General features: G+C 65.0%; 15 protein-coding genes. 4 read left to right on the forward strand and 11 right to left on the reverse strand.

The features are described from left to right. Positions 1–63 precede the first annotated feature (63 nt). Genes ACOEQ1_RS07340 through ACOEQ1_RS07350 form a run of 3 tightly spaced genes read left to right on the forward strand, consistent with a single transcriptional unit; the run spans position 64 to position 3,194 of the window. Positions 64–1,416, forward strand: a complete 1,353-nt coding sequence (locus ACOEQ1_RS07340; protein ID WP_419758532.1) for an ABC transporter substrate-binding protein — start codon at positions 64–66, stop codon at positions 1,414–1,416. Positions 1,417–1,443: 27 nt separating this feature from the next. Continuing rightward, positions 1,444–2,364 (forward strand): carbohydrate ABC transporter permease, encoded by a 921-nt coding sequence (locus ACOEQ1_RS07345; protein WP_419758533.1) that lies wholly within the window; start codon positions 1,444–1,446, stop codon positions 2,362–2,364. Then, positions 2,364–3,194, forward strand: a complete 831-nt coding sequence (locus ACOEQ1_RS07350; protein WP_419758534.1) for a carbohydrate ABC transporter permease — start codon at positions 2,364–2,366, stop codon at positions 3,192–3,194. Before ACOEQ1_RS07345 ends, ACOEQ1_RS07350 begins: the two co-directional genes overlap by 1 nt. A gap of 4 nt (positions 3,195–3,198) precedes the next feature. Here ACOEQ1_RS07350 and ACOEQ1_RS07355 read toward each other — a convergent pair whose 3' ends face one another. After that, on the reverse strand, positions 3,199–4,269 hold the full coding sequence (locus ACOEQ1_RS07355; RefSeq protein ID WP_419758535.1) for a threonine aldolase family protein: 1,071 nt from the start codon (positions 4,267–4,269) through the stop codon (positions 3,199–3,201). A gap of 120 nt (positions 4,270–4,389) precedes the next feature. Between ACOEQ1_RS07355 and ACOEQ1_RS07360 the strand changes: the two genes are divergently transcribed. After that, positions 4,390–5,511, forward strand: coding sequence for a Gfo/Idh/MocA family protein (locus ACOEQ1_RS07360; protein ID WP_419758536.1), 1,122 nt, complete (start codon positions 4,390–4,392; stop codon positions 5,509–5,511). Here the strand turns inward: ACOEQ1_RS07360 and ACOEQ1_RS07365 are convergent, their stop codons facing one another. The 10 genes from ACOEQ1_RS07365 to ACOEQ1_RS07410 form a co-directional block, all read right to left on the reverse strand. Then, positions 5,512–5,889 (reverse strand): hypothetical protein, encoded by a 378-nt coding sequence (locus ACOEQ1_RS07365; protein ID WP_419758537.1) that lies wholly within the window; start codon positions 5,887–5,889, stop codon positions 5,512–5,514. 189 nt (positions 5,890–6,078) lie between these two features. Next, complete coding sequence (locus ACOEQ1_RS07370) at positions 6,079–7,038, reverse strand: ABC transporter substrate-binding protein (RefSeq protein WP_419758538.1); 960 nt, start codon at positions 7,036–7,038, stop codon at positions 6,079–6,081. A 109-nt stretch (positions 7,039–7,147) separates the two neighbouring features. After that, the gene (locus tag ACOEQ1_RS07375; RefSeq protein ID WP_419758539.1) at positions 7,148–8,149 is read right to left on the reverse strand and encodes an ABC transporter permease subunit; all 1,002 of its coding nucleotides are present in this window, start codon (positions 8,147–8,149) and stop codon (positions 7,148–7,150) included. 37 nt (positions 8,150–8,186) lie between these two features. After that, entirely contained in the window at positions 8,187–9,773 is a 1,587-nt protein-coding gene (locus ACOEQ1_RS07380; RefSeq protein ID WP_419758540.1) for a sugar ABC transporter ATP-binding protein, read from the reverse strand. A gap of 102 nt (positions 9,774–9,875) precedes the next feature. Next, complete coding sequence (locus ACOEQ1_RS07385; RefSeq protein WP_419758541.1) at positions 9,876–11,369, reverse strand: CoA-acylating methylmalonate-semialdehyde dehydrogenase; 1,494 nt, start codon at positions 11,367–11,369, stop codon at positions 9,876–9,878. Between the two features lie 20 nt (positions 11,370–11,389). Beyond that, positions 11,390–12,187, reverse strand: a complete 798-nt coding sequence (gene iolB / locus ACOEQ1_RS07390) for a 5-deoxy-glucuronate isomerase (RefSeq protein WP_419758542.1) — start codon at positions 12,185–12,187, stop codon at positions 11,390–11,392. Beyond that, complete coding sequence (gene iolE, locus ACOEQ1_RS07395) at positions 12,187–13,071, reverse strand: myo-inosose-2 dehydratase (RefSeq protein ID WP_419758543.1); 885 nt, start codon at positions 13,069–13,071, stop codon at positions 12,187–12,189. Before iolE ends, iolB begins: the two co-directional genes overlap by 1 nt. 61 nt (positions 13,072–13,132) lie before the next feature. Beyond that, positions 13,133–15,013, reverse strand: a complete 1,881-nt coding sequence (gene iolD, locus ACOEQ1_RS07400; protein ID WP_419758544.1) for a 3D-(3,5/4)-trihydroxycyclohexane-1,2-dione acylhydrolase (decyclizing) — start codon at positions 15,011–15,013, stop codon at positions 13,133–13,135. A gap of 10 nt (positions 15,014–15,023) precedes the next feature. After that, positions 15,024–16,937 carry a bifunctional 5-dehydro-2-deoxygluconokinase/5-dehydro-2-deoxyphosphogluconate aldolase gene (locus tag ACOEQ1_RS07405; RefSeq protein WP_419758545.1) on the reverse strand — a complete coding sequence of 638 codons (1,914 nt, stop codon included), beginning with the start codon at positions 16,935–16,937 and terminating at the stop codon, positions 15,024–15,026. 120 nt (positions 16,938–17,057) lie between these two features. Continuing rightward, positions 17,058–18,023: a MurR/RpiR family transcriptional regulator gene (locus ACOEQ1_RS07410; RefSeq protein ID WP_419758546.1), complete on the reverse strand. Its 966-nt coding sequence runs from the start codon at positions 18,021–18,023 to the stop codon at positions 17,058–17,060. Between the last annotated feature and the right edge of the window lie 60 nt (positions 18,024–18,083).

Raw genomic sequence — 18,083 nt, forward strand, 5'->3', positions numbered from 1 at the left:
TCCCGGTTCAGAAACCGCCCGGCTGCGATCAACGCATCGGGCCTCATTTTAGGAGGAACGTGCGTGAAAAGCTGGACCCTCGCAATCACCGCGGCGGCCGTCATGTCGGTCGGCGTCAGCCACGCCCACGCCTGGTCCCTGCAGGATGCGGCAGCCCCCTACAAGGGCACGGCGATCACCGTGGTCGGCCTCGATCGGCCAAGCTACGCGATCGCCCAGAAGCTGACGCCGGAGTTCGAGAAGGAGACCGGCATCAAGGTGACCTGGAACATCTTCCCCTACGAAGATGCGCTTAAGGAGGAAACGCTCAACTTCATCTCCAACAGCGGCCAGTTCGACGCGATCCTGTCAGACGTCGTGTGGCCGGTGAACTTCGCCGATCCGGGCTGGGTTCTGCCACTGAGCCACTTCACCTCGAACACCAAGCTGGCCGATCCCGACCTCGACCTGAAAGACTTCTTCCCCGTTTGGCTGGCGAGCTTCACGGTCGACGGCAAGCTCTACGGTCTCCCCTTCGATTCCTATGCGGGGCTGCTCTATTACAACAAGGCCCTGCTGAAGGCCGCGGGTTTCGATGGTCCGCCCAAGACATGGGATGAGCTGGCGAACGTCTACGCGCCGAAGCTCACCGACAAGAGCAAGAACGTCTACGGCTACGCGCTGCAGTCGGCCCGTGGCGAGACGCAGACCGCCGACGCCTTCGCCCGCTTCCTATGGCCCTGGGGCGGCAAGTTCATCGACTACGCAAACAAGACGGTGGTCGTGAACTCGCCGGATGCGGTCGATGGGATCACCTTTCGCCAGGGCCTGCTGAAGAACATGCCGGACGGCATCGTCTCCGACGACCACAGCCAGGTTGTCGAGATGTTCGCGCAAAAGCAGGTCGCGATGATCACTGAATGGTCGGCGTTCTTCCCGACGCTCAGCAGCTCGGGCCTCGGCGCCAACCTCGGCATCACCACCGAACCCGCGGGTCCGAAGGGGGCTTACTCGGCCTTCGGAGGCTTCGCCTACATGGTGAGTTCGCAGGTCAACAAGCGGCACCAGAACGCGGCCTATCTGTTCATCCAGTGGCTGACCTCCAAGGAAGAGGCGAAGCCGCTCATCCTCGGGGGCGCGGTGGTGGCGCGCCAGGGCGCGGACGAAGATCCCTCGGTGCAGGCGCAGTTCCCCAACCTCGCGCCGATGGTCAAGACCTGGCAGACCGCGACGGTGCCAGACTGGCGCCCGCAGATGGAGTGCTACCCGCGCTTCTCCGACATCGTCTCCGACTGGGGCTCGCGGATCGAGCTGGGCCAAGTGGCCGTCAAGTCCGGCCTCGACAGCATGGAGAACGATCTGACCGCCTACATGAAGAGCTCGAACTGCTGGGGTAAGATCAACAACCCCGAAGCGGCAATGTCGCTCTACAAGTAAGCTGATGATGGCGCGCGGAGCTGCATGATGAGCGATGACGTGCAGGACCGCGCGCCACCCATGGCCGCCATCCCTCCGACCTGGAGGGAGAAGATGGAACCGTGGTTCTTCATTCTCCCCTCGGTCATTCTGCTGCTGGCGATCGGTCTCTACCCCGTCATCTACACGCTGATCGCGTCGCTGCAGTCCTGGGTCATGGGCATGGCGCCGCCCGCCTTCAGCGGTCTGCAGAACTACATCCACGCCTTCGAATCGAGCGACTTCGGCGACAGCGTCGTCCGCACCCTGGTGCTCATCGTCATCACCCTGCCGATCGAGCTCTTCCTCGGCATGATGATCGCGCTCGCGCTCGACAGCGACAACTTCGCCTTCCTGCGCCGGCTGCTGCAGATATGCCTCGTCATCCCCATCGCCATCACGCCGTCGGTCGTCGGGTTGCTGACGCAGCTGATGTTCAACGAACAGCTTGGCATCATCAACCATCTGCTCGGCAAACTCGATGTTCCGGCGATCGACTGGCTCGGGCGTCCGACCGCCGCCTTCGTCACCGTGATGATCGTGCAGATCTGGGAGTGGACGCCGTTCGTCGCGCTGGTGCTCTCGGCGGCCCTCTCGACGGTGCCGAAGGATATCGACGAGGCCGCGATGCTGGAGACCGAGCGCTGGTGGCCGCGCTTCCGCGACATTCAGCTGCCCTTCATGTGGCCCGGCATCACCGCCGCGCTGGTGTTCCAGACCGCCTTCACGATCAAAGAGTTCGACATGATCTACACGATCGAGAAAGGCGGCCCGGGGACCGCCACCGAAACCGCCGTCATGCAGATCGAGCGCATGGCCTTCCGCGGCTTCGATGTGGGCCTCGCCTCGGCTGAATCCATCCTCATGCTGGTGATGTCGATCCTGCTCGCCCGCGTCTACATCCGCGTCTTCTACCGAGAGATGGACTGATGGCCGATGCGCGCGCCACCCTTCTGCGGATCCTGCAGGCGGTCGCTCTCATCGCGACCCTCATCATCATTCTGTTCCCGCTCTACTGGATGGTGGCCGGGTCGCTGAAGACCGAGACCGACCTCTTCGCGATCCCGCCGAAGTGGTTCTTCAGCCCGACGATCGCCGCCTACACCGACGCGATCGAGAATACCGACGTGCTGTCGAACCTGCTCAACTCGGTGATCGTGACCGGCTGCGCGGTGGCGCTCGGCCTGCTGGTCGGCGCGCCGGCGGCTTACGGCATCGCCCGTTACCGCTTCCGCGGGCGACGGGACGTATGGTTCTGGTACGTGACCAACTGGATGCTGGTGCCGGTCGTGGTGCTGATCCCCTTCTACCTCACCGCCTCCTACCTCGGCCTCATCAACAACCCCATCGTGCTCATCCTGGTCTACCAGGTCTTCATCGTGCCGCTGGTGGTGTGGCTGCTGGTCGATCAGTTCAGCTCGGTGCCGGTGGCGCTCGAAGAGGCCGCCCAACTCGACGGGCTCAGCCGTATCTCGATCTTTCTACGCATCGCCCTGCCGCTGGTGAAGCCCGGCATCGCCGTCTCGGCGATCCTCTCCGGCATCTTCGCCTGGAACGACATGCTCTACGCGTTCATCCTCACACCCTCCGAGGATGCGCGCACGGCACCGACCATCGTGCTGTCCTATCTCGGCGGCTACGTGATCCCTTGGCCCCAGGTGATGGCGGCGTCCACGCTCGTCTGTGCGCCCGTCATCATCGGCGGCATCATCGTCCACAAATACATCGCCCGCGGCCTTACCATGGGCGCCGTTAAGTAGGCGGCTACCGGTTCCCGAGCCGCGCGGCGGCGGCAATCAGCTCTTCGGCGCCATCCGGATCGGTCGCGAACGAGGTGACGAGGCGAATGACGGCGTCGTTACCCTCCACCCGGCTCGACCAGCGGTAGAAGCCGAAGCCCTCGGCCAGCAATGCAGCGACCATCGCCTCGGGCATCACCACGAACAGCTCGTTCGCCTGCACCGGGTGGAGCATCCGCACGCCCGGGAGCGCGCCGAGCCCATCGGCGAGCCGGCCGGCAATGGCGTTGGCGCGGCGCGCGTTGCGCAGCCAGAGGTCGTCCTCGAGATAGGCGACGAGTTGCGCGCTCATGAAGCGCATCTTGGACCAGAGATGAGCGCCGCGCTTGCGCCGCTGCTCGAAGCCGCGGGCGAGATCGGGGTCGAAGAAGATGACGGCCTCGGCGGCCATGGCGCCGTTCTTGGTGGCGCCGAAGGAGAGCACCTTCACCCCGGCCTTCCAGGTCATTTCCGCGGGTGTGCAGCCAAGATGCACAAGCGCATTGGCGAAGCGCGCCCCATCCATATGCAGTGGCAACCCATGCGGCCTGGCGGCATCGCCGAGAGCCGCGATCTCATCCGGCGTGTAGACGGCGCCCCATTCCGTGGACTGGGTGATGCTGACAGCGGCCGGCTGCACGTAATGCACTCCGAGCGCCCGGGCATGCTCGATGGGCACTGAAAGCTGTTCGGCCTGAATACGACCGTCGGGTGCGGGCAGCCCGACGAGCTTCGCGCCTGCGGTGAAGAATTCAGGCGCGCCGCATTCATCCGTGTTGATATGAGCGTCTTCGGCACAGAGCACGCTGCCATACGGCGGGACGAGCACGGAAAGCGCCAGTGCATTGGCCGCCGTTCCGGTCGCGACTGGAAAAGCCACCAGATCGGTCTCGAATATCTCGCGGAGGCGCTCGGTCAGCCGCGCCGTCCAGGGGTCTGCGCCATAGGAACCGACATTGCCACTGTTGGCCGCGGCGAGCGCCGCCATGATCTCGGGCGCGATGGGCGCCACGTTGTCACTGCCGAAATTCCACGCGCTTTTTACCCCGTCGGCCAAGCTTCGCACTCCGTTGCATCGCGGCAGATGTGACATGAGGCGGCAGGTTTCCCAAATCAGGATGACGCAACCCAGCATCCATGCGATAAAATGGACCTTGCGTTCCAGGAGGGATAGAACATGAAAAAACCGATCCGTATTGGACTGGTGGGGTCCGGATTCATGGGCCGCACCCATGCGCTCGGTTTCCGCAGCGTCGGCGCCGTCTTCGACCTTCCCCTGGAGCCCGTGCTGGAACTGCTGGCCGATGCCACGCAGGAACTCGCGGCGGGTGCCGCGGCGCGCTACGGCTTTGCGCGCGCGGTCGGCGACTGGCACGCGCTGGTGGATGACCCGGCGGTGGATGTGGTCGACATCACCGCGCCGAACAAACTGCACGCGCCAATCTCGCTCGCCGCGCTCGCGCTCGGGAAGCCCGTCTACTGCGAGAAACCCCTGGCGCCCACGGCGGACGAGGCGCTGGCGATGGCCATGGCGGCGGAACGCGCGGGTGTCGTGACCCAGGTGGGGTTCAACTACATCTGCAACCCGATGCTGGCGCTGGCGCGGGAGATGATCGAGGCCGGCGAACTTGGGCAAATCTGGGGTTTCCGCGGCATCCATGCCGAGGATTTCATGATCAGCCGGCGCTCGCCCTGGACCTGGCGGCTAGACCCGGCGGGCGGCGCCGGCGCCATAGCCGACATCGGCAGCCATATCATCGGCATGGCGCGTTTCCTGCTGGGGCCGATCGACGCACTCATCGCGGACATGGAGACCGTCATCGACCGCCGCCCATTGGCGGGCAGGCCCGAGGAAATGCGCGCGGTGGAAGTCGACGATCAGGCGCGGCTGCTGGTGCGTTTTGCCCGCGGCTGCCGTGGCACCATCGAGACCAGTTGGCTGTCCTCCGGGCGGAAGATGCAGCTGGAATTCGAGGTCATCGGCGAGAAGGGCGCTCTGGTTTTCTCGCAGGAGCGGTTCAACGAGCTGCACTACTACAAGGTGGAGGCAGACGGCACCCGGAACGGATTCCGCACCATCTGCGCCGGCCCGGAGCATCCTCCCTATGGTGCCTTCTGCATCGCCGGCGGCCACCAGATCGGGTTCAACGACCTCAAGGTCATCGAGATCCGCAACTTCCTGACGGCGCTGGCGGGCGGTCCGAAGCCCTTCGCCGATTTCCGTGAGGCCTATGAGGTGCAGCGCGTCATCGATGCGGCTCTGCTGTCGTCACGTGAGGAGCGCTGGGTGAGGCTGTAGTCACGCCATCCGCGTTGGCCTTGCGCTCAAGCGGCGGAGGCCGAGACGATCGCTTTTGATCCAGCGGATTTCAACCCGGACCCGCTCCCCATCCGACTCCTGCAACGTCAGTTGGCCGCCTGTATGGAATGGATGGGGAATGGTCCGCGCCGCCCCGCACACAACGCCGAACCCCTCATCGGAGACATTTGCGATTTTGCAGGGATAGATATGGTTGCCGGTGGCGTCAGGCTGGTCCAGAAGCATGCGGGATATCTGATTGGCGAACTCGATACCCGTGATCGAACGTCGAGGTGGCCGGTTGACGATCATATCGCCCTCAACCGCCGCAAAACGCCTCAGGCCGTTTCCAGTCTTCTTCTCGATCTTTTCCGCCATGTTGCTCTCCATAGATCGCTCTATGCAGAGGCTACACAGAGATCATTGGAGAAGTCTTAAGCTGGAACGCGAATTTCTCACCGGCGTGAAAAAGTTATGAGTAAGTAATGTCTCTATAAGTCGCTCGTGGTTGAAATCCGGAGTGTTTCCGCGATTTCAACCACTGGCGATCGGAGTTGGGCGAAGCCGTTATTGCGCCTTGGTGGGGTCCCAGCCTTTGTAGCTCGCGATGTTGTCGATCGTGATGAGCGTGGGCGTCAGCAGAATGACCTTCGCCGGTGGCGCCTTCCCGTTAGCAACATCGACCGCGTAGGAGTAGGCCTCGGCGGCCATGCCGTAAGGGTCCTGCGCCGAGCTCGCCTTGATCATGCCGTCCTTGTTCTTGATCTCGCCGACGATGTCCGGCGCGCCGTCCACCGAGGTGATGAAGAAGTCGTGGCGGTTCTGCTGCTTCGCGGCCAGTTCGAGACCGATCGAGGTCGGGTCGTTGATGCCGAAGGCGGCGTCGATATGCGGGAAACGGGTCAGCAGGTTTTGCCCGACCGAGAAGCCGCCGTCGCGCGAGCCCATGGCGTTCTGGTCATCGGAGAGGATCTTGATGCCGGAGGCGGTGGCCAGGACCTTCTTGCAGCCGTTGACGCGGTCGATGACCGAGGAGACCTGCGGGCCGTTGACGATGATGACGTTGCCGGCATGGTTCGGCAGGTGATCGACGATGTATTGGCAAGCCTGCTCACCGGCCTTCACGTTGTCCGTCATCACTGTCACGTCGGCGCCGGTGGCGGCCACGTCGAAAGCGCCGATGGCGATGCCGGCGTTGTGCGCCTTCATCAGCGCGGGCGCGATCGCAACAGGGTCTGCGGCGTTGACCATGATGACCTGAGCGCCGGCCGCGATGAAGTTGTCGATCTGCGTGAACTGCTTGTTGAGATCATAGTCGGAGGAGACGGCGATGATCTTGGCGTTCGGCGTGATCTTCTTGGCGCGGGCGACGATACCCTTGTCGGTGGCCGCGAAGTAGGGGTTGCCGAGCGAGCCCACGGTGATGCCGACCACGCTGATGTCCTTCGCCATCGCCGTGCTCGACAGGCCCGCCGCCAGCACCACTCCCATGGCGATCTGCGAAAGTCCGAGACGCAAGCTATTCATTGTCGTTCCTCTCAATAATTTGGAGACATAAACGGACCCGGGTGGCATGGGGCCGCCTCCTCATGCGGAGGTTGATCCCCCGCATGCGAAACTTGAACCCGGGCGCTGCTCAGGTGCGCCCGTTGTGGTCGAGACGGTAGCGGTCGAGCGCGACGGCGCCGATGATGACCAGCCCCTTCACGATGAACTGCCAAATGTCGGAGACGCCCGACAGCACGAGGCCGTTGGTGAGAATGGCGATGATGAGCGCGCCGATGAGCGTGCCCCAGATCGAGCCGATGCCGCCCGTGAAGCTGGTGCCCCCGAGAATGACGGCGGCGATCGCGTCGAGCTCGTAGCTTTGCCCGAGCTGCAGACCGTTTGCGGCGTAAAGCCGGGCCGCCGACATCACGCCGCCGAGCCCGGCGAGAAACCCCGAGGTGGCGTAGACGAACATCAGGATGCCGCCGACCTTGATGCCGGTCAGGCGGGCTGCGTCCGGATTGCCGCCGACGGCATAGATGCGGGTGCCGAGCACGGTACGGCGCAGGATGAACCAGGACAGCAGCACGACGATCAGCGCGATGATGACGAGCCATGACACGCCGAACAGCGTCGCGTTGCCGATGAAGGCGAAGGGCAGGCTCGGGTTGAAGATCGTCGTATCGCTGCCCATCAACCGGGCGATGCCGCGCACCGCGGTGAGCGAGCCGAGGGTCACGATGAAGGGCGGCAGACGCACGACGGAGATCAGGAAGCCGTTGATGCAGCCGAACAGCAGGCCGACGCCGAGGCCGGCCGCGATGCCCAGCATGCCCAGATGCGGCACCAGCGAGACGAGCAAAGCGCCCATCGCGGATGCCGCCAGGATCGAGCCGACCGAGAGATCGATCCCCGCGGTCAGGATGACGAAGGTCATGCCGGCGGCGAGCACGGTGTTGATCGCCGCCTGCTGAAGCACGATCGATGCATTGGTCAGGCTGAAGAAGCGTTCGTTCTCGATGCCGAAGCCAATACAGAGCAGGATGAGGACCGGCAGCATGCCCGCGAACTGGAACCAGTTCCGCAGTCTCTGCTTGTGGGTGATGTCGGCCTGCCGGGCGGCTACCGGTTCGCTTGCAACGTCAGCCATTACAAATACCCCTCACGCCCTCGTCACCGGGTTGCATTCAGGCGGCCCTCGCCGCCGTCACGTCGGTCGCCAGCTCCATGATCGCCTCCTGCGTGATCGGAGCGCCGGCATGGCTCGTCACCTCGCCGACGAGCCGTCCGTCGCGCATGACGACCACGCGATCCGAGACGCCGATCACCTCCGGCAACTCGCTCGAAATGACGACGATCGCCGCCCCCGTGCGGGCAAGGTCATCGATGATCCGGTAGATTTCCGATTTGGCGCCGACATCGACGCCGCGCGTCGGCTCGTCGAGGATGAGAACCCTCGGCTTGCTTTCGAGAAGACGTGACAGCAGCACCTTCTGCTGGTTGCCGCCGGAAAGGCTGCCGACGTTGATTTCGGCGTTGGGCGCGCGGACGCCGAGCTTCTTGATGGCGGCGGCGGCGCGGCGGCGGGCCGCGGCGAGGTTGAGCACGCCCCCGGGCCCCGCGTCCTCGTCGAGCACGTTGATATTGACGTTGCCGCTGATGCTCATATCGAGAAAGAGGCCGAGGATCTTGCGATCCTCGGTCAGGTAGACGATCCCCGCGTCGATTGCCTGGCGCGGGTTGGTGATCTGGCGCTCGGTGCCGTTGACGAAGACTTGGCCCTGCTTCTTCGGGTCGGCGCCGTAGACAAGCCGGGCGAGTTCCGTCCGTCCGGAGCCCACGAGCCCGGCGATGCCGAGCACCTCGCCTTCGGCTACGCTGAAGGAACAGCCGTGGACGCGGCGGCCATCATCGATGTTGCGTACGTCGAGCGCGATTTTGCGGTCCGTCTCCGGCGCGCGATGCGCCTTGGTGTAGAAAGAGGACTGGTCGCGCCCCACCATCATGCGCACCAGCGTCTGCGCGCTCAACTCCGAGCGCATGAGCGTGCCAACCATCGCGCCGTCACGCAACACGCTGACGCGGTCGGAGAGTTCGTAAACCTCGCCCATCCGGTGGCTGATGTAGATGATCGCGATACCCTCGGATTTCAGCGTGCGGATGATGGTGAAGAGCTTCTCCGCCTCGCGCGCCGAGAGGCAGGTCGTCGGCTCGTCCATCACCAGGATATGCGGATGGCCCGCGAGCGCGCGTGCGATCTCGACCAGCTGGCGCTCGGCGATGGAGAGTGAGACGACCTTGGCCGCAGGGCTGAAGGGCGCCGCCAGACGATCCAGATAAGGCTGCGCGGCGGCATTCATCGCCGCACGGTCGATCATGCCGTTACGTCGTTTCTCCTCGCCCAGAAACATGTTCTCGGCGACGGTAAGGTTGGGCGCGAGGGCAAGCTCTTGATAGATCACTGCGATGCCGCTGCGCCGGCCTGCCTGCGGGCTGCCGATCTCGAGCGGCTTGCCGTCGATGCGGATTTCGCCGCCGGAATCGGCGTGGTAGGCGCCGGACAGGATCTTCATCAGGGTCGACTTGCCGGCGCCGTTTTCGCCCATCAGGGCATGGATTTCCCCGGGATACGCGGTCAGCGACACATTCGTCAGCGCCTTGACCGGACCAAAGGTCTTGCTGATGTTGCTCATCTCGAGCGCCGGTTTCGCGGGCGCAGTCTGGGCTGCGGCGGCGCCGGACGGTCCGGGCACGAATGTCTCGCTATTGGTCATTTCCTCACCTTCCGGGCTTTTGCCATGCCCTTATCCTGAGGTGAGGTTTGGCAGCAGGCCCGGTAAAGTCAAGCCGAGAGAAGGCGGTAGGGCTACTTGGCGCTATCCCAGCGTCGGCATGATAAAATCGGCGCCGGCGCGGATGCCCGTAGGCCAGCGCGAGGTGACAGCCTTGTAGCGGGTGAAGAAGCGCACGCCCTCGGGGCCGTGCATGTGATGGTCGCCGAACAGGGACCGCTTCCAGCCGCCAAAGCTATGGAAGGCCATGGGCACCGGGATCGGCACGTTGATGCCGATCATCCCCGCCTGGACACGATGCGCGAAATCGCGCGCGCTGTCGCCGTCGCGGGTAAAGATGGCGGTGCCATTGCCGAACTCGTGGGTGTTCACGAGGTCAAGCGCGGTTTCGAATGTGTCAGCGCGCACCACCGAAAGGACGGGGCCGAAGATCTCCTCCTTGTAGATCTTCATTTCGGGCTTCACATGATCGAACAAGGTGCCGCCGATGAAGTTGCCCTCCTCGTAGCCCTGCAGCTTGAGCCCACGACCGTCGACGACCAGCTGGGCGCCTTCGGCCTCGCCGGCGTCGATGTAGCCGGTGACCTTGTCGAGATGCACGCGGGTGACCAGCGGTCCCATTTCGTTCGTGTTGTCCGTGCCCGGCCCGATCTTGAGTGCGCGCACGCGCGGCGCCAGCGTCTCGACCAGCTTGTCGCCGATGCCGCCGACCGCAACCGCCACCGAGATCGCCATGCAGCGCTCGCCGGCCGAGCCGTAGGCCGCGCCCATCAGCGCATCGACGGTCTTCTCGAGATCGCAATCGGGCATGATGACGGCGTGGTTCTTGGCGCCGCCCAGCGCCTGCACGCGCTTCCCGTGCTTGATGCCGGTGTTGTAGATGTATTCGGCGATCGGCGTGGAGCCCACGAAGCTCACCGCATGGATGCCGCGATGCTCCAGGATGGCGTCCACAACCTCCTTGTCGCCGTGCACCACGCCGAACACGCCGTCCGGCAGTCCGGCCTCCTTGAGAAGCTCGGCGATCAACAGAGAGGCGCTGGGGTCGCGCTCGGATGGCTTGAGGATGAAACAATTGCCGCAGGCAAGCGCCATCGGCAGCATCCAGAGCGGCACCATGACCGGGAAGTTGAAGGGCGTGATGCCGGCGCAGACGCCGAGAGGCTGGCGCATGGAATAGGCGTCGATGTCGCGGCCCGCCTGCTCGGTGAAGTCGCCCTTCAGCAGTTCGGGGGCGGCGGTTGCGTATTCCACAACCTCCATGCCGCGGGTGACCTCGCCCAGCGCATCCGACAGCACCTTGCCGTGCTCGTCGGTGATGATGGCGGCGAGCTTCTTCGCGTTCTGCTCGATGAGGTCGCGGAAGCGGAACATCACGCGCGCGCGGGCAAGCGGCGTCGTCGCCGCCCATTTCGGGAAGGCGGCGGTGGCAGCGCGAACGGCCGCATCCACATCGGCGGCCGTGCCGAGCGTGACCTGGCGGGCGACCGACCCATCGGCAGGCTGAAAGACGTTCCCGAAGCGAGTCGAGGTGCCGGAGGTGAGGCGGCCCCCGATGTAGTGCTGGATCTTGTCCATGATCGTCTCCGTAGGAGGGTTCACCAGGTGAGGAAGGCGTGGTCGGGCGACATGGTGAAGCGCCACTCCCGTACCGGTCCGGCCATCACGTTGAGATAGAAAAGGTCGAAACCGTGTGGCGCGCCGACCGGATGATAGCCGCGCGGCACCAGCACGACATCGCGGTCGCTCACCGCCATGGTCTCATCCAACAGGCCGTCATCGGTATAGACGCGCTGGAGCGCAAAGCCGGAACCGCGCTTGAGGCGATGATAGTAGGTCTCCTCGAGGTAGGTTTCCCGAGGCGGATCGTTGGTGTCGTGCTTATGCGGCGGATAGCTGGACCAGTTGCCGCCGGGCGTCACCACTTCCACGACCAGCAGGCTTTCGGCCACGCCGGTATCGGGCAGGATGTTGCGGACATGGCGCGTGTTGGTGCCCTTGCCGCGAACCTCCTCGCCCACTTCGGAGGGTGGAATGATGCGGGCCGGAAGCTTGCCCTCGGCGGGCGAGGCGCAGACGGCGACTTCGGCGGCAGTCTCCGCCTCCATCGTCCAGCGCGAATGGGCAGGAATGTAGACCGACCAGGGCAACCCATCGAAAACCGATTCCCGTTCGCCCAGGAGGCCGAAATCCTGGTCGCCGGCGTGGATGCGCACGCGCCCGGTGAGGATGACGAGGCATACCTCGGTGCCGTCCGTCGGGCGGGAAACGACCTTGCCCGGCGGCAGTTCGAGCACGGAGAAGCCGACATAACTCCAGCCCGCGCTGGCAGGTGTGATCTGAAGGATGAAGCCGTCCTGATCGGGAACGTGGGGGTGAACGAGAAGCCCGGACATCACAGAAGCCCCGCTTGTTGCAGGAATGTGGTGAGGTTGGCGTAGCCTCGGCTGGCATACTCGAACGGGTTTGCCTTGGCCGGATCCTGCTCGGCTTCCAGCACCACCCAGCCTTCGTATCCGGGCAAGCTGCGGAAGATCGAGACGAAGTCGATCGTGCCGTCACCCGGAACCGTGTAGACGCCGTTGAGGACACTCTTCAGGAAGCTCCAATCCTCGGCCGTGCTTCGTGCGAGCACCTCGGGACGGATATCCTTGGTGTGGACATGGGTGATCCGCTCGCGATAGCGCGCCGCGAGGGCCGCGGGATCTGCGCCGCCCCAGACCGCGTGGCCGGTGTCGAGCAGCAGATCAACCGACGGCCCGGTATGAGCCATAAGGGCGTGGATGTCGTCCGCGCTCTGCACCACGCTGCCCATGTGGTGGTGGTAGACGATGCGCATGCCCTGCTCCACCAGCCGATCGCCGAGGGCTGTCATGCGATCGCCAAACAATGACCATTCATCGCCGTGAAGGTGAGGACGGCGCGACAGCGGCGTCTCGATCTCACCCTGGATGGTGTTGGAGGTCTCGCACATCACCATCACCGTGCAGCCTTGCGACTTCAACAGGTCGAGGTGCTTCGTCATGGCCGTGAACTCGGCCTCGGCGTCGCGCGTCAGCAGCTTCGCCGAATACCATCCTGAGATGCAGGCGAGACCGTAGGGCGCCAACGCCGCCGTCAGCGCTTCCGGCGTGCGGGGGAACTTCTTGCCGAGCTCCAACCCCTTGAAGCCGATCTGCTTCGCCTCCGAGAGAATGGTTTCAAGCGTGGTGTCGCCGCCAAGTTCGGGCATGTCGTCATTGGCCCAGCAAATGGGGTTCGCCCCGATCCGAATAGCCATTGGTCAGACATCTCCAAAGAGTGAGCGGTTCTTTTTACAAAAAAGAACCAAAAAACTTCCGTCAGTTGCCGATGAACTGGCGATCCAGAGCCGCAACATAACGCGCACGTGCCGCATCAACCTCGGGACGGACGGAGACTTCAGGCACCGCCACATCCCACCAATGCCCGCCCGCATCCGTGCTGATCAGCGGGTCCGTATCGATGACGACGGCATAGGTGCGGTCGCTGGCGCGGGCGCGCGCCAATGCCGGACCTAGCTCGGCGAGGCTCGCCACCTTCTCAGAAACCGCTCCGAGGCTGCGCGCATGAGCCGCGAAATCCACCTCGGGCAACACCTCATGGACCGCGTCGCGGAGCAGGTTGTTGAACCCCGCTCCGCCCGTCGCATGCTGCAACCGGTTGATGCAGCCGTAGCCGCGATTGTCGAGGATAACCAGGATCAGCTTGCGGCCGAGCATGACCGAGGTCGCGATCTCCGAGTTCATCATGAGGTAGGAGCCGTCACCGACCATGACGATGACCTCGCGCCCGGGCTGCGCCATCTTGACCCCGAGGCCGCCCGCGATCTCGTAGCCCATGCAGGAGAAGCCGTATTCCATGTGGTAGCCGCCCGGCGTCTCGGCCTGCCACAGTTTGTGCAGCTCGCCCGGCAAGCCACCGGCGGCGCAGAGCACGACATCGGTCGGCAGCGCCTGGTGCTGCACTGCGCCCACCACCTGCGCGTCGGACGGCAGCGCGTTGCCCTGCTCCACGGGTGCCGCCGTGTAGGCATCGGCAAGACGATACCACGCGGCCTTGGTCTCCTTGGCGCGCGCGGTCCAGGCGTCGTCTGCCGTCCAGCTTCCCAGCGTCGCGCCGAGTTCCATCAGCCCCGCGCGAGCATCGGCGATCAGCGGCTGCCCATTGTGCTTGCAGGCGTCGAAGGGCTGAGTGTTGAGCCCGATGATCCGCCGCCCCTCACCCTGGAACAGCGCCCACGAGCCGGTGGTGAAATCCTGCAACCGGGTGCCCACGGCGAGGATCACGTCCGCCTCGGTTGCAAGATCATTGGCCGCTGCCGTCCCGGTGACGCCGATGGCGCCCATGTTCATGGGGTGATGCGTGGCGAGCGATGACTTGCCTGCCTGGGTCTCGCCCACAGGAATGCCATGCGACTGCGCGAAGGCCGCAAGTTCGCGCTCCGCCTCGGAATATAGCGTCCCACCGCCGCAGATGATGAACGGACGCTTCGCATGCCGCAGCAGCGTGACGGCGGCGGCCAGCTCGCGCGTATCGGCGCGCGGGCGGCGCGGCGCCCAGATCCGCTCCTCGAAGAAGTGCGTGGGGAAATCGTAAGCCTCGGTCTGCACATCCTGGCACAGTGCCAAGGTGACGGTGCCGCATTCGGCGGGGTCGGTCAGCACCTCCATAGCGCGGGTGAAGGCGGGGATGATCTGCTCCGGCCGCGTGATGCGGTCGAAATAGCGGGAGACGGAGCGGAAGGCGTCGTTGGCGGTGGTGGTGCCGTCCTGCCAACTCTCGATCTGTTGCAGCACCGGGTCGGGGCGGCGCGATGCGAAGACATCGCCGGGCAGCAGCAGCAGCGGCAGCCGGTTCACGTGAGCCACGGCGGCGGCGGTCACGAGGTTGAGTGCCCCCGGCCCGATCGAGGTCGTGCAAGCCATCACCCGGCGGCGGCGCAACGCCTTGGTGTAGGCGATGGCGGCATGCGCCATGGCCTGCTCATTATGCGCGCGATACGTCGGCAGGACGTCCCGTACGCCATGCAGGGCCTCGCCCATGCCGGCGACGTTGCCGTGTCCGAAGATTGCCCAGACGCCGCCGAAGAACGGCAGGGTGTGGGTCTCGCCGGTCGGCGTCTCGATGACGGTCTTCTGAGCGGCCATGGCGCGGACCAGGGCCTGTGCCATCGTCAGGCGGATTTTTCGCATTGCGAGCATGTCCCTCTCCTCAGGCGGCTTTGGCGCGGCGGGCGTCGGTCCAGGCGGCGGCGAGGTTGGCGAAACGCTCAGCCATCCGGTCCACCGCCTCGGCATCCGAAATCTTGCCGGCCAGCCAGGCGCGGGCCGGCTCGATATGGATGGTGCGGCCGACCGCGAAGCCTTTCACCACCGGCACGTCTGCGCAGGCGCGGAAGGACTCGATCAGATCGGCAAAGGGCGCTTCGAGACCGAGCACGAGCACGCCCCGGCAATAGCTGTCGTTCCGCGTGACCGCCTCGCTGATCGCGCTCCATGCCGTCGCACTCTTTTGCGGCTCAAGCTTCCACCAATCGGGCTTGATGCCGATGTCGTAGATGCGCTGGATCACGCGCGGGATGGTGTCATCCGCGAGAACGCCGTGCTTGCCGGCGATGATCTCGATGAGCAGATCGCGGCCCAGCGTGCGGCAGGCGTCGTGGACGCGGGCGAGTTCCCGCTCCTGCCGCAGCCGCAACTCCTCCGGATCGTCCGGGTGATAGAAGCAGAGGCACTTGATGACCTGGCTCGTCGGCCATTCGATAAGATGGGTGCCGAGGCTGCCGCCGTATTCGAAGTCGAGCGGACGGGACGCCGTGAGTTCCACTGGGCGCGCAATCCAGAGCTTGTGGTCGGCGGCGCGGAACAGCGCCTCGCGCCCATAGCGGCCGTCGATGAACATGCCGAAACCCGGTCGCCCGTCGGCGACGCGTGCCGCCGCCTGCACCGCCAGCACCTTGAAGTCGCTGATGCGCTCGAAGGGGGCGCCCACCTCGCGCGCCACCGCCTCAAGCTGGACCCGATGGTCGATCGCGAGCGCCATGATGCCCGGCGGGCTGGCCGGCCGCGTCGTTGCCCAATGGATGTGGTTGATGGCCTGGTCATGCCGCAACGCCCGGTGCGGACTGCCATTCGCCAGGAAGTACTGCAGCTCGGGGAAGGTCGGGATTTCCGGCGAGCAGAGCAGGCGCGAGACCGCGAAGGCGCCGCAGGCGTTGGCGTAAGCGCAGCAGGTTTCCAGCGGCTCGCCGCGCAGCCAACCGCGCAGGAAGCCGGACATGAAGGAATCGCCCGCGCCGAGCACGTTGTAGACCTCGACGGGGAAGCCCGGCCCCCTCACCCCGTCGTCCAGGCTATCGGGGATGGCGTCGGGGAAGACGACGCAACCCATCGGGCCGCGCTTGCAGACGATGACCGCCGATGACTTGGCGCGGATGGCGCGGATGGCCTCCAGCGTATCCTCTGAGCCGCCGGCGACGTGCAGCTCCTCTTCCGTGCCGACGATGAGGTCGCACTGCGCGAGGACCGGCGCCAGATGAGCGGTCACCGTATCGGATCGGATGTAGCGAGCCTCACCAGCGTCGTGGCCGGCAAGACCCCAGAGGTTGGGGCGATAGTCGACATCGAAGATGACGCGGCGGCCGTGCGCGCGCGCGAACCGGATCGCCTTGTGCTGCGCCGCGGCCGTGCCCGCCCGGGCGAAATGCGTGCCGGTCACCACCACCGCGCCCGCGGAGGCGATGAACGCCTCGTCCACGTCATCCTCGCAGAGGGCCATGTCGGCGCAGTTGTCGCGATAGAAGATGAGCGGAAAGGTGTGGCTGTCGCGCACGCCGAGGATCACCAGCGCCGTCAGCCGCTCGCGGTCGGTCACGACCGCTGTCGTATCCACCCCTTCCCGCGCCAGCTGCTCGAGGATGAAACGGCCGACCTGCTCGTCACCCACCCGCGTCAGCAGGGCGGACTTCAGGCCGAGACGCGCGGTGCCGACGGCGATGTTGGCGGGACAGCCGCCGATCGCCTTGCTGAACGACCCCATATCCTCCAGGCGCCCCCCGATCTGCTGACCGTAAAGGTCCAGCGAACAGCGACCGATGGTGATGAGGTCGAGCGTGGGAGCGGCCATGGGAACCTCTTATCCTTGGCAGGAAAGCCCCCACCCGACAGCCAGGAGCTTTTCGGTGTCAGCCGGTCGGACGTTCCTGAAAGCGGCTTCGGGCCGCCTTTGCTTAACCAAATAAAATCACTATTCCAAATTTCTGTCAATACGATCCAGATGTTCTTTCTTCTGGGTCGACTGGACGGGACGCAAGTCGCCGGACCTCTGGCTGACGGTCCCGACTGCCAGCGTCGTCGCCAGCGCGAAGCTTGCCGAAAGCGAACGGAAGCCGGAGTAATCCGCTTCAGCGACCTCCAGCCAAACGTTCGAGACCTGAACCAGGGGCGAAAACGGCGAGTCGGTAATGCCGACGACAGGCACGCCCCGCTCGAACGCTGCCTGCGCCGAGGCCAGCGTTTCGCCGGCATAGGGGGTGTAACTGACGGCAAGCAGCGCATCCTCGGCGCCGATGAGATCGGCCTGACGGGAGCCGAGGCCGCCGAGCTGGTCGATGAGATCGCACCGCGCGCCGAGCTTCTGCAACGCATAGGTGAGGTAGACGGCAACCGGAAAGGCGCGGCGCACGCCCACCACATGGATGGTGTGGGCGCGGGCGAGCCGGTCGACCGCCTGCTCCAGCGCCTCGACATCGACGCTCTGGCGGAAATCCCGCGCCGACGTGCAGGACGCTTCGACGAGCCCGTCGAGCAGGCTAAGGACATCGCCGCCATGGGCGCCGTCATGCAGCACCTCCAGCCGCGTGTTGTAGTCCGGCCAACGGTCGCGGGCGTAAGACTGGAAGACGAGCTGCAGGTCGGAAAACCCGGAATACCCGAGCGCCTGTGCGAAGCGGATCATGGTGGAAGGCTGCACCTGCGCCATGCGCGCGAGTTCCGCGACGCGGCCGAAAGCAATTTCCTGCGGATGGTGGATGGCGAAGTCGGCCACCTGCACGAGGCGCTTGGGCAGGCGGTCCCGCCGTTCGAGGATCAGCGTCCGCAGCTCACGGAAGTCGCGCGGTGCGGCGGAGGGGTCGAGGCCGGCAGCGGTTAAGGCCGCCTCGTCCTCGGCGTCCTGCTGTTCCTGCGGCATGTGGCCGTCTTCGCTACCCATAAGCTTCTCCCGTTGACAACCGATACCCCAAATGGAATATCCCTTCCAGATAATCCGCCA

Origin of the sequence: Acidisoma sp. (genome assembly GCF_965199065.1) — a bacterium.
Taxonomy (GTDB): domain Bacteria; phylum Pseudomonadota; class Alphaproteobacteria; order Acetobacterales; family Acetobacteraceae; genus Acidisoma.

What these genes read in the sequence shown, in the direction of transcription:
- iolD (WP_419758544.1), bottom strand. Translation starts at nt 15,013, where the DNA reads ATGCTCGCAATGCGAAAAATCCGCCTGACGATGGCACAGGCCCTGGTC.
- ACOEQ1_RS07375 (WP_419758539.1), bottom strand. Translation starts at nt 8,149, where the DNA reads ATGGCTGACGTTGCAAGCGAACCGGTAGCCGCCCGGCAGGCCGACATC.
- ACOEQ1_RS07410 (WP_419758546.1), bottom strand. Translation starts at nt 18,023, where the DNA reads ATGGGTAGCGAAGACGGCCACATGCCGCAGGAACAGCAGGACGCCGAG.
- ACOEQ1_RS07380 (WP_419758540.1), bottom strand. Translation starts at nt 9,773, where the DNA reads ATGACCAATAGCGAGACATTCGTGCCCGGACCGTCCGGCGCCGCCGCA.
- ACOEQ1_RS07365 (WP_419758537.1), bottom strand. Translation starts at nt 5,889, where the DNA reads ATGGCGGAAAAGATCGAGAAGAAGACTGGAAACGGCCTGAGGCGTTTT.
- iolB (WP_419758542.1), bottom strand. Translation starts at nt 12,187, where the DNA reads ATGTCCGGGCTTCTCGTTCACCCCCACGTTCCCGATCAGGACGGCTTC.
- ACOEQ1_RS07360 (WP_419758536.1), top strand. Translation starts at nt 4,390, where the DNA reads ATGAAAAAACCGATCCGTATTGGACTGGTGGGGTCCGGATTCATGGGC.
- ACOEQ1_RS07350 (WP_419758534.1), top strand. Translation starts at nt 2,364, where the DNA reads ATGGCCGATGCGCGCGCCACCCTTCTGCGGATCCTGCAGGCGGTCGCT.
- ACOEQ1_RS07405 (WP_419758545.1), bottom strand. Translation starts at nt 16,937, where the DNA reads ATGGCCGCTCCCACGCTCGACCTCATCACCATCGGTCGCTGTTCGCTG.
- ACOEQ1_RS07345 (WP_419758533.1), top strand. Translation starts at nt 1,444, where the DNA reads ATGAGCGATGACGTGCAGGACCGCGCGCCACCCATGGCCGCCATCCCT.
- ACOEQ1_RS07370 (WP_419758538.1), bottom strand. Translation starts at nt 7,038, where the DNA reads ATGAATAGCTTGCGTCTCGGACTTTCGCAGATCGCCATGGGAGTGGTG.
- ACOEQ1_RS07385 (WP_419758541.1), bottom strand. Translation starts at nt 11,369, where the DNA reads ATGGACAAGATCCAGCACTACATCGGGGGCCGCCTCACCTCCGGCACC.
- iolE (WP_419758543.1), bottom strand. Translation starts at nt 13,071, where the DNA reads ATGGCTATTCGGATCGGGGCGAACCCCATTTGCTGGGCCAATGACGAC.